Below are 10,639 nucleotides of genomic sequence, written 5' to 3' on the forward strand. Positions count from 1 at the left end.
TGATTTTGCGTTGTAAATAACGGTTTTTTTGACTCTGATGTAGCAAATTTTCAAACCTATGCAGGGAAAGAGTTTTCAGGCTATCTTGCAGGAAATTACACGTATCTCGGTTTCATGCCTATTTCGTCATGACCCCGTTTAGTATTACCTATGGGAAGTAAGCTACAATCAGAACTTGTATTATAAAACAGTCGGTCTTCACTCCCAAGCTACCAAACCTTTGCTATATCTACTTTCTGGCTTTTTCTTTTTTTATTAAGAAAAATATAACTAATGCATAGGTTAGCATAAACAGTTTTCTAGTTGTTCGAGCAAAGTCTCACAAGCCAAATTTTGACCAATCAGCAATAGCTGGTTTTTGGGCTTACCTTTCCACTCATCAGAATTCAGATTGTAGCGTGGGCCGCACAGGCAGAAAATATGACGGAGATCACTGTCAGAGAACCACATAATTCCCTTTGCCCGAAACACATTAGCAGGTAGCTGGTTATTTAAGAAATTTTCAAACTTATGAACATCAAAAGGCTTGTCACTTTGGAAGAAGACTGAGGTAAAATCATAATTCTTTAAATATTCGGAATCATGATGGTAATATCCGTAGTCGTAACCATGCTCATCAGCACCATCAAAATATTTGTCAGACTCAAACAGACCTACATTGAGAATTAAGGAAAGTGGTACTTGGCAATGGTCGGTGCGGATAATTCTTGCTCCTTCCTTAAATTCTAGAATTTTTCTTTCCAACTCCTGTAAATCGGCTTCATCAACTAAATCTGTTTTATTAAGCAAAATAATATCACTGTAGGCAATTTGCTTTAAAAATGCTTCCGACGAGAATACATCTAATCTGTATTTTTCTGCGTCTACTACAGTGATAATCGAATCAAGGCGAGTTAAATCGCGCAATTCTGTGCCAAAAAAAGTTAACGCAATTGGTAAAGGGTCTGCCAACCCTGTGGTTTCAACAATTAAGTAATCTATTCTTTCTTTTCTTTCCAAAACCCTATATACTTTGTCAATAAGCTCATCGTCAATATTTTTATAAGAAGATTTATAGTTTATCAGGTTTAAATCGATATCAATGTTGAGCACGTCTGAATCAATATTGATATCTCCAAACTCAGAAACTAAAACCGCGACTTTTGCATCTTCCGGATGGATATTTTTAAGTATTTCGTTAATTAATGTACTTTTTCCGCTTCCCAAAAAACCAATGACGATTGTGACAGGCAGACCCATATTAGGAAAATTTTGAAGAAATTCTGCAATTTGTTTTTCTTTCTCTTTCTCTTTTTTTATATCTTTCAGTATCAAACCATTTATGAGGTCTTGTGGCTGTTGTTCTATCTCCTGTTCTCTATCTTTAATGTCTTTTAGTACTTGGCTCCAATTCCATGCTGTCTGCCATGCTTGCGTGTGTTTTAACTTTACATCTGTGAGTAAATCTTGAGAACTCCTCCCTTCTTCTTCAAATTTTTGAAATATCTGTATAGCTTCTTTTTCCGCCTCCTCCAGAGCAAGGCGAACTTTGCGGATATCTAGCACTTGACTAGCCATAAAAAACTTCTGCTCCTGAACGCTCAAGTTCCTACCTTGAACAAATGCCAAAGCTTCCTGTAAAGCCTCTCCATGTAAAAGTTGCGATTCATCTTCACAATTAGAAGCAACCCAAGCAAGTACAGCCTGAGCATGGGGCCACAATAATTTTAACCACTCCTCCACCCAAGTTTCGTTAAATACAGACTCGTAGATGGGGTTAGCAACCGTTAATTGATCCTGAACTTTAGCAACTAGCCCCAGTCGGAGCAACTCTAGTTGTTCTAAACTATCATCAGATGCTACTACTCCTTGTTGCAAAATTTGTTTATAGACTTCCAATGTCCAGAAAGAATGTGGTTGCTCTATAAGAAGGTAATTCCAAATATTCCTCAAATCCTGTGCCGCTTTTTGATTCTTCCAATTTGCAATTATCTGTGTTTGTACCAGTTGCTCAACTTCCTCCACTTCCTTTATCTGATAATTAGAAATGAGATTACATAAATTTGTGGTTAAACGAGGTTGACCGCGAGTCCAAGAGAATATCTCTTTAATAACTGCTTGAGGATTATTAACATCTTTCGCCAATTTTGTAGTGGCTGCAATAAGCTCTCTTTTTTCCCTCTCATCAGTAAATATTGATGCTAATGCCAGCGTTTCTAATACTTGGCTAAAAATCAAAAATTCATGTTCCTCAATGGTTAACTTCTTACCCTCTGCCCAAATCAAAGCATCCTGTAATGGCTTGCCACTCAAAAGCTGGGATTCATCCTCACCCTTGGTTTCTACCCAAGCCTGTAATTGTGGTGCAAATGGTCGCCAATCTTCTAACACTTGATTAACCCAGGTTAAGTTAAAAACAGAGGCATAGATAGGGTTATAAATTTTTAACTGGTTTTGTTGCTTGATTACTAAACCAGACTGTAGCATATCCATTTGTTCTAGAGAGTAATCTTCTGCAATTTCTCCTTGTTGTAAAATTTGTTTATATATTTGCAGGATATTAGGAACTAGTTTCTTATTTCTTAGAAGACGACTACGAATCGTTGTAAAAAATTCTGCGGTTTCCTGCGTTTCCCAGTTGTCAATTATACGGGTTTTTACTAATTGCTCAATCCATGCTGCTTCATTACCTTCAGGAATAGAAGATTCATCAGTAGCAATTAGCTGACCAAGCTTTTCGCTTAAAATGGGTTGACCGCGTGTCCATAACAGCACTTCTCGAATTATGGTGTCAGGATTGCTAAATTTCCTAAGCAAACCTTTGAGTGTAGCAGAATTCGCTTTTTTAGCTTCTTCAAAATCTAATTGCTGACTAGCTCTCAAAAACTGGTTATCATCATCGCTTAAGCTCTTTCCTCTTGCCCATTTCAATGCCTCTTGTAATGCGTTTCCTTGCAATAAGCGGGAGTAATCCTGACGATTAGAAGCTAACCAAGCATTTAGGGATTCATCATAAGGACGTAGATTTGCTAGTTCTTCTTTAATCCAAATGAGATCGAAAACTGATGAATATACACGGTTGTAAACCCTTAATCGACTTTGCTCCTTAACAATTAATCCTGACAAACGCAATTCCGTTTCTTCAGTACTGTTATTCGTCTGCACTTCTTTGGATTGAAGAATGTTTTGATACAGTCCAAGAAGAAGACCAGCACGTTGCTTATTACTGAGGAGGCGATCGCGTATCGTCCGCAAATGCTCTGGCTCATCTTGTGCTTCCCAGTTTTCGATCAGATGCTTTTTAACTAAATTCTCAACCCATTGCTTTGCATTACCATCAGAAATTTCAGCTTCTGCATTACGTATCAATTGACAAACTTTTTGCGTTAGAAACGGTTGTCCTCCAGTCCAATACAAAACCTCTGCAAGCAATGCTTTACCGTTACGAAATTTACCCTCTAATCCTTTTACTAAAGGTTCAACCTCTTTCAATTCAAAGCCATGTAGTTCAACAGCTTCACCAATGTTAAATGGTGTTTGTTTTTTGTCTCTAATTAAATCGGAAGGTGTCGCCACTCCCAATAAAGCAAATGTAAGTCGCGTAAAATTAGAGTTATCAACACGCTGATTCTGGAAAAACCTAATAAGAGAGAAAAAACCATCGGCAGAAAAATCCTGACTTAGTACACTATCAATTTCGTCAATGAAAATAACTATTTTTTGCTCAATCTTTACCAACAATACTTCTTTGATAAAAGCTCTCAGACACGTTACTGAATCAAGATATTTCTGCTTTTGTTGCCACCACGTCTGCCAATCGAAATTAAATCTGTCCTCTAAATGAAAGCTTTCTACCAAAGCGTAAACAATTCCTCCATACCACTGCTCCAATGTAACTTTACGACCAATCCCTGTAAGGTCAATCACACCACAAGCTATCCCGTCTGCTTTTAACCTTTGCATTGTCTGCACCCGCAAGCTAGACTTACCCATCTGCCGGGAGTTAAGTACATAACAAAGCTTACCCGCCCGCAATTTTTGGTAAAACTCTTCATCTGCTTGTCGCTTGACATAACTGGGAGCATCAACTGGGAGGCTTGCCCCAACCTGATAGAAGCTGGAAGTGGGTTCTGCCATTGTTAGGCTTCCTCACAGGACACGGCGGAAATACTCACGGTAAAGTTTGCAACGAGGCATGACTTCGTTCTTGTGCCGTTGCACCAGTCCGAGACTGTGTAACTGATAAATTTGCATCGAATCCAATCCCACAGGAACTGATGAATCGACGACCTTTTTTAGTGCTTGGGCTAATTTTGACTTTCCTTGCAAAATTTCCAATAGCGATCGCAAGTGATTGCTATAAATTCCTGCTTCTGTTGTCGCTGACTCTAACAAATCTTCTAAAGTAACTTTCCGAGCAGCAATATGATACATTGCCAACCGCACCAAATAGGGATGTCCTCCTACCATTGACATTAATTTTTCTGTGAGTACATCGTTTTCTGTGATTTGATGCCTTCGCGCCAAATCTTCTACCTGCTGCTGATTAAACTCTTCTAGTTCCACAGGCACTCCAGCATTAAAGGGGGATTGATGGATATCCAAGGGGATATAAGCTTCCGTAGAATGTGCTAACACCAGCCGTAGTTTTTTCCAAGTATCATTAAATTTCCCCTTCTCATGCCAAGAACGTAGCATCCCGAAGAAATCTTGAACCATTTCTTGATTCTCAGGAAGAAATAATCTGTCTACTTCATCTAATATTAAAACCAATGGAGAATTTAGTTGAGCCAAAATATGCTTGTTGAAGTAAGCAGTACAGTTGTCATTACTACCTAAAATATTTGTATTCCAAGCATCATTCACTTTATTGTTTAGGTTAAGCTCATCACTAACTTTTCCACAAAACCAACGCAGAAGCGTATCGAGATTGCTAAATACTGCTTTCTCTACGCCACCCAAATCAAAATAAAACACTCGATAGTTCTGATTTTCTCCATGAAAGCGAATCCTGATTAGCAAAGAAGTTTTGCCCATCAGTTTTGGTGCTTTAATCCGAATTAAGGAACCAGGCTCAACAAGTGTTTCGTAACAAAGAGACTCGATACCATTATGTTCGATATAAAAATGCGAATTAAGCGGCACGAGACCATCCGGATATTCCAACTTGTTTTTGAGATGAAAAACTGCTAAATCACTGGAATCTGTCAAATGTGAGTCAAGTGGAATTGGCTTGAGAGCATCAATACTCCTACGAGTCTCATCAAGATCACTATAAGAAAATTTATTGGACAAGGATAATATTGTTTCTTGATCTCTTTTTTCGGTTGCGGTGTCTTCTTTGTCTTCTGAGTCTAAGTCTGCAATTTCTCCCCACTCTAATTCAAGTACATTGCAAATATCTTGGAAAAAACGTTTATCAACACGTCGTCTGGCAAAAAAATTAATAATAACCTGCCGAGTACAACCAACAGCCCCAGCTAAATATTCTTGCGAGTAGCCTTTGCGCTTAAATGCTTTTTCGGCTTTTCCCTGCCCTGCTTTCGATGCTTGAAAAGACCTCCCCATTTTTTAATACCGCAACTCTTACATAAGTTTTACATAAGTCTAACACCTTATTAAAACCACAATTCAAGAATTTTGGGGTCTGATAGTTATTGAAATGACTTTCAACATTACTGTGAAGAATTCAAACCCCAATCTTATGAGTAGCAATACTTTGTCTTCTAGTTCAATTCCTAATTCTAGTGCCCACTTAGCAATAGAATTAAGCATTGCTCAAGAGCGGTTGCGTCAAGCCCGTTATAGTTTTAACCTTGCCCTTGCTGCAACAACTGCGTCTGTTTGCATCAGCCTGACAGGTGCTGGACTTCTACTTTTTAGTAAAGCTCCAGAAGGTACTATTACTGCCGTTGCTGGCATAGCTTCTAGCGTGCGATGCATTCAACTTGCCAAGGACGCAAACGACAGGCTAGACAGGATAGCAAGGGACTTAATAAATGGATGAAACTTTAGCAGTAGTTACTAATTTTATAAAATGACCTTATCTTAGGAGCTTCGGCTCCCTCTTGTTATTGTCTCAGGTAAAGCAGTCTCGCTAGTTTTAAGCCAACCATAAAGAATGTACTGTTCTCCTGGTTGACTGACAAAACTAATCAATCTGATATTGATACGTCCTTATTGTGAACTCCAACTGATAGCTCCGTCGTTCATGTTGTTTGCGCGAGGCCATAACGGGTTCAGGGTCTTTGTTGCCTGTCAATCGCACTTGACGAATGACAGGCAACCGTTTTCTAAAGCCGCTTTTACCCAGTCCCAACCAATCCGGAAATAACTATTACCACGAAACCAATGGGGGTCTACCCACCGCCGTTGACCTCTCTCGACGACCTCAACCCCTTGGGCAGTTACGTACAGAGTTGCGACAGCTAAAATGAACCAGAGCCGAGAGAGGGCACAGCAGCAGCGAATGTCTGATTTCTGCACATTCCAACCATTGGACTGGTCATCCAAGAAATTCTCTTCAATATCGAAGCGCAAGCCGTATTCCTGGAAGGTTTGTAGTGTGGTCGCCTCGTCACTGACGATCGCCCAAAAATCACCATTGACGTTGTTGCACCCGAACACCAGATGCACCGGACCATACTTCTGCTCTTTATGCAGCTTGATATGATGAAAACACAGGGCTTCGCCTCGCTGAAAGTGAAAATCTTTGAGTTGAGACCAGCCTTTGCCCGCCCGCCAAATCCAGGTGTCTCGCTTCAGGCGAATGCGATAATGCCACCCTAACAGGGTGGTCATTGCCTGCATCAATTCGATGTGGACAAAGCCTCTATCAGCCAGCAATACAATCTTGACTCCCTTGGGCAAACGTCCGCAAGCCTGGTAGAGCATCTCCTGGTACTCGGTAAATGATACTGAGGCACTGCGGCGCTCTAAAACTCGCCACACCACAGGTAAGGTTCGTCCTCGATGCACAACAGCCAGGCGCACCAGACAATACTTCTCCCAAAACATCGAGGTGTCCAAACTCAGATACAGGCATTCATCCTGCCAATCAGCTAAAGCAGCTTGAATCAACGGTTTATAGAGGCGATGAACGTTGATCCGAGCATTGTGCAGCCAACGGCTGACTCGGCGTTGTTTGCTCTGCGCCTGCTGTCCTCGACACGGTAGATAGGGCAACCAGCGTGTCAGATTGACTTCGCTAGTATGGATCAGAGCAACGACCATCCATAGACAGGTAGTCAAATGACCCAAGTGTGCCCAGGACACGGATTGACTCATCCAGATTTTCAGGGCATCGTAGAGACGGGAGCGTTTTTTCACAGCATTTATGATTTGAGTGGTATCTAATCTTAGAATGCTGGCTCCCTTCAACTTCTCTCATACGCCCTAATTATTTTTTAGCAAGCTTTTCAGGAAATTCGCTACCATCTTTTGTCAGTCAACCAGGTACTTTGTGGGTGCTGATGATTCCATTGTTTGATGGCTTGGAGGATTTGGGTGGCTCGGTAGAGAGCGCTACCAGGATGAATTGGGACTGTAGGTTTAGCGATCGCAGTAGTGGAAGAGGCAGGGGCTTACGCTTCTGGCTGAACATCTGGAGAGGTAGAGACTCTTTCACTTGTCTGCTGTTGCTTGTGCACAAGTGTATAAGGTTATATATTAGCGACGAAATAGGCGAAGGATGAGGGCAATTAAAAATGGGGCGCTGAATGCAATACTCCAGACAAAGACTGGTGAGGCTAAGAAAGAGATGTCTTTATAGGATGTAATGGGTGGTTGTTTGGCAGAGATGGCGGTGGCGGTTAAGCCGCTGACGGCTAATCCAATGCCTGCGAGTGCGATCGTATTGTCAAGGGCGCGATCGCTTTTTGTTTGATAAATGTCTATCGTACCTTGAATAGTACTAATTAAGTTTTGCAGTAGAGTTAAACCTGGGCTGAGGTTGATGTAATCTGTCTCAACTTGCAGGAGATACTTAGAGGCACTAAATTCGCTGAATTGCTGCAAAAACTGTAAATCGCTATTGTGATTTTCTCGTGAAATCTTATCTAGCCGCTTTTTATAATTATCAAGATTAACTCGGATTGTGCGTCCTTGGTCATCAAGGTAGCTTAAGTCGATAGCATAGCGCGATAGGATTGTCAAAGTATCGGTGAGGGTTTTTTGTAATTCTTGAAGATTGGGTTTAGCGTGGTTTATTTGTTGACCTAACTCACTAACTTTGTTCACCGATTTTTGGACATCGTGAAAATCTTTTTTCAATTTGCTTTTCAAGAAGCGGCTTTGGTGGTAAGCCCAAAGAATTTTGTGGCGGTAGCAAAACAAACGAATTAAATCGAAATATACTCCAGCGATGCTGTTTTGAATATCATCAAATGACTGTTGTGGCCCAAATAAACATATTAATAGATGAAAGCTATCTGCAAAACTGTTTGCGTCTGCCCAGTTAGTAGGCTGTACCCAAACTTCAAATGCAGTTGCACCTAAAAACTTACCCTGGTTTTTAATATCTATTTCAACCTGAGAATTAGGATTAATTTTAGGATGAATTTGTGAATAGCATTCAAGTGCGATCGCTTTTATTTGTTGCGAGCTATAATCCTTTTGTAACTGTCCCCAAACAAACCATGTTTGACCGATTTTTCCTTGCTGGTGATGGATGCGGGACTCTATATTCTGTTTAATATCCTGGAAACGACTGATAGATTTGCAGATGCGATCGTCAATTACAGAGCAATCTACCTGTAAAGCATAGACATCACCCAGTTGCAGTGCATAGTAGTAGCCTTCTAGGTCAGGCTGAAATTTTTGATGTTTTTCTGGTAAGAGTAACTCAACATAATCTGCTTCTGTTCTTTCTAAACTAGCTAGTTTATTAAGTACTTCCTGCTGTTGGGGATTAAGCTGATGGTAATCCTTATTTAATTCGGGTTTAACTTTTCGCCAGAAATGATGACGATTTTGGTTAATTTCCTCGTCTTGTTGTCCTAAACCTTGTTGGAGGTCATAGATAAATAAATCAACAGTTGGGTACAACAGATGATACTGTTGATTCATGGCATCGGCATTTGTAAGGAACGAATAAATATTGTCCACCTATCTGTAGCGGCTCGGAATCATAATCGCTCCGGCTCGAAATCAACACTTATTTCCGGCTCAGATTAACCGATACTGAAAGAACGCTTCGGCTCACATTAAATGAAACTAGGCGCACATTATCTAGGAATGGACTCGGAATCATTCGCAAGGACTCACATTATTTGGAAATAAGTTGAGGCTCCCATCAGCGGAGGGAAGCAAGGGCACAAGGTAGTTTCTTCAAAGGATACTTATGTACTACACTCGGCTAGGAATACACTTCATGTGTTGCTGAAGAAGGTTAAGTTCCAGGCTCAACACGGGCGATCGCAACTTACCTATTTAAGAGCGCGAAGTTTCGGTTTCGTCTGGTAATCTATGCCATCAAATATGTTGTCGCCTGGGAGGTGCTGAGGTATTTCTACTCTTCTAAGCCCCAGACTCGGATCTGGATTTTTTCGATTCGCGATCGCGCCACAACTCAGGCTCGATAAGCCTAGATATCTTGAGTTTTCGGAGATAAGTACAACGAAAGTGGCTTGAAACTGCAATTTAGTTCTATAACTGTAAAGTTTTTTGGTAAATTGCGAGAATGCAGGCTCGTGCTGCGATAAAGAGATTAGATAACAAATTTGCTGTTGAACTAATGGTTGGATAGCAAGGTTCAAAGAGAATTATTAATTACTAACGATGGATAACCCACCATATTAGAAGACGAATAACGCAATAACGAGGATGGCTCTATTACTGCGACCTTCACTATTCCAACAGAAATAGAAGCCTTCGTTAGTTTGCCAGAAAATATTTGATGTATTCGAGACACGCCATCAAAAGGAGAAACATCATGATGGATATTTTGTCGCAAGCCCGACGATTTGGCCCAGCCGGCCTATTTGCGGTAGGGCTGCTAGCTGCCGTCCTTTCCTCTGTCTCACTTGCTGCAACCTCCGCCAACGAGCTGATGCTGATTAATGTGCAAACCAACAAATGTCTTACTATTGCTGGGGGAGTAAGTACCGAAAACAACGTCGAGGCACTCCAATATGACTGCGACAGCGACCCATCGCGCCGTTGGATGATAACTGATGTGACCGGCACGGGTGTTTATCAGATTAGGAATGTGCAAACCAACAAATGTCTCACTATTGCCGGGGGAAGAAGTACAGAAAACAACGTAACAGCCCTTCAATTTGATTGCGACAGCGATCCGTCGCGCCGCTGGACGCTGAGAGTGAAGCTGTAGCTCTCATCTCGTTTCAACAACTATCGGCTAAAGTGGTTTTTCCAAAGGTAGGCGTCACCGTGCCAAACCGGAAAAATTGTACGCCAAGGCTGAAACTAAGATGGGGTAAGCTTTTCAAGAACTGCTTTCTACCATAAAATTAGTGAGAAAACTATGGTTGGCATGAAACCGAGATACGTGTAATTTCCTGCAAGATAGCCTGAAAACTCTTTCCCTGCATAGGTTTGAAAATTTGCTACATCAGAGTCAAAAAAACCGTTATTTACAACGCAAAATCAAGCCTTTTGAGGGCATCTTGCAGGTTTTTACAGCCATCTCGGTGCAATGCCA

At 41.1% G+C, this 10,639-nt stretch carries 7 protein-coding genes and 1 pseudogene; 2 read left to right on the forward strand and 6 right to left on the reverse strand.

Annotation, left to right across the window (positions count from 1 at the left end):
- Positions 1–282: 282 nt before the first annotated feature.
- The 3 genes and pseudogenes from FIS9605_RS46800 to FIS9605_RS38935 form a co-directional block, all read right to left on the reverse strand.
- Complete coding sequence (locus FIS9605_RS46800; protein ID WP_197036218.1) at positions 283–1,239, reverse strand: CobW family GTP-binding protein; 957 nt, start codon at positions 1,237–1,239, stop codon at positions 283–285.
- A 1,809-nt stretch (positions 1,240–3,048) separates the two neighbouring features.
- Positions 3,049–4,116, reverse strand: a pseudogene (locus FIS9605_RS46805) (AAA-like domain-containing protein); the annotation flags it as partial.
- A gap of 12 nt (positions 4,117–4,128) precedes the next feature.
- Positions 4,129–5,547, reverse strand: coding sequence for an AAA-like domain-containing protein (locus tag FIS9605_RS38935; protein WP_082209914.1), 1,419 nt, complete (start codon positions 5,545–5,547; stop codon positions 4,129–4,131).
- Positions 5,548–5,683: 136 nt separating this feature from the next.
- Between FIS9605_RS38935 and FIS9605_RS0131380 the strand changes: the two genes are divergently transcribed.
- A complete protein-coding gene (locus FIS9605_RS0131380) occupies positions 5,684–5,986 on the forward strand; it encodes a TRADD-N-associated membrane domain-containing protein (protein ID WP_197036197.1) in 303 nt (100 codons plus the stop codon).
- Between the two features lie 251 nt (positions 5,987–6,237).
- On the opposite strand, the gene FIS9605_RS44550 is transcribed toward FIS9605_RS0131380, so the two are convergent.
- The 3 genes from FIS9605_RS44550 to FIS9605_RS0131390 form a co-directional block, all read right to left on the reverse strand.
- Positions 6,238–7,308, reverse strand: a complete 1,071-nt coding sequence (locus FIS9605_RS44550) for a hypothetical protein (RefSeq protein WP_197036198.1) — start codon at positions 7,306–7,308, stop codon at positions 6,238–6,240.
- 118 nt (positions 7,309–7,426) lie between these two features.
- Positions 7,427–7,606, reverse strand: a complete 180-nt coding sequence (locus tag FIS9605_RS44555) for a hypothetical protein (RefSeq protein ID WP_197036199.1) — start codon at positions 7,604–7,606, stop codon at positions 7,427–7,429.
- Between the two features lie 41 nt (positions 7,607–7,647).
- The gene (locus FIS9605_RS0131390) at positions 7,648–9,045 is read right to left on the reverse strand and encodes a hypothetical protein (protein WP_026736074.1); all 1,398 of its coding nucleotides are present in this window, start codon (positions 9,043–9,045) and stop codon (positions 7,648–7,650) included.
- Positions 9,046–9,910: 865 nt separating this feature from the next.
- Here FIS9605_RS0131390 and FIS9605_RS0131395 point away from each other — a divergent pair.
- Positions 9,911–10,309: an RICIN domain-containing protein gene (locus FIS9605_RS0131395; protein WP_026736075.1), complete on the forward strand. Its 399-nt coding sequence runs from the start codon at positions 9,911–9,913 to the stop codon at positions 10,307–10,309.
- Positions 10,310–10,639 lie beyond the last annotated feature (330 nt).

It is taken from the genome of Fischerella sp. PCC 9605, assembly GCF_000517105.1.
Lineage (GTDB): Bacteria > Cyanobacteriota > Cyanobacteriia > Cyanobacteriales > Nostocaceae > PCC9605.

Coding starts and splice junctions, on each gene's coding strand:
- FIS9605_RS46800 (WP_197036218.1), bottom strand. CDS start 1,239: ATGGGTCTGCCTGTCACAATCGTCATTGGTTTTTTGGGAAGCGGAAAA.
- FIS9605_RS38935 (WP_082209914.1), bottom strand. CDS start 5,547: ATGGGGAGGTCTTTTCAAGCATCGAAAGCAGGGCAGGGAAAAGCCGAA.
- FIS9605_RS0131380 (WP_197036197.1), top strand. CDS start 5,684: ATGAGTAGCAATACTTTGTCTTCTAGTTCAATTCCTAATTCTAGTGCC.
- FIS9605_RS0131390 (WP_026736074.1), bottom strand. CDS start 9,045: ATGAATCAACAGTATCATCTGTTGTACCCAACTGTTGATTTATTTATC.
- FIS9605_RS0131395 (WP_026736075.1), top strand. CDS start 9,911: ATGATGGATATTTTGTCGCAAGCCCGACGATTTGGCCCAGCCGGCCTA.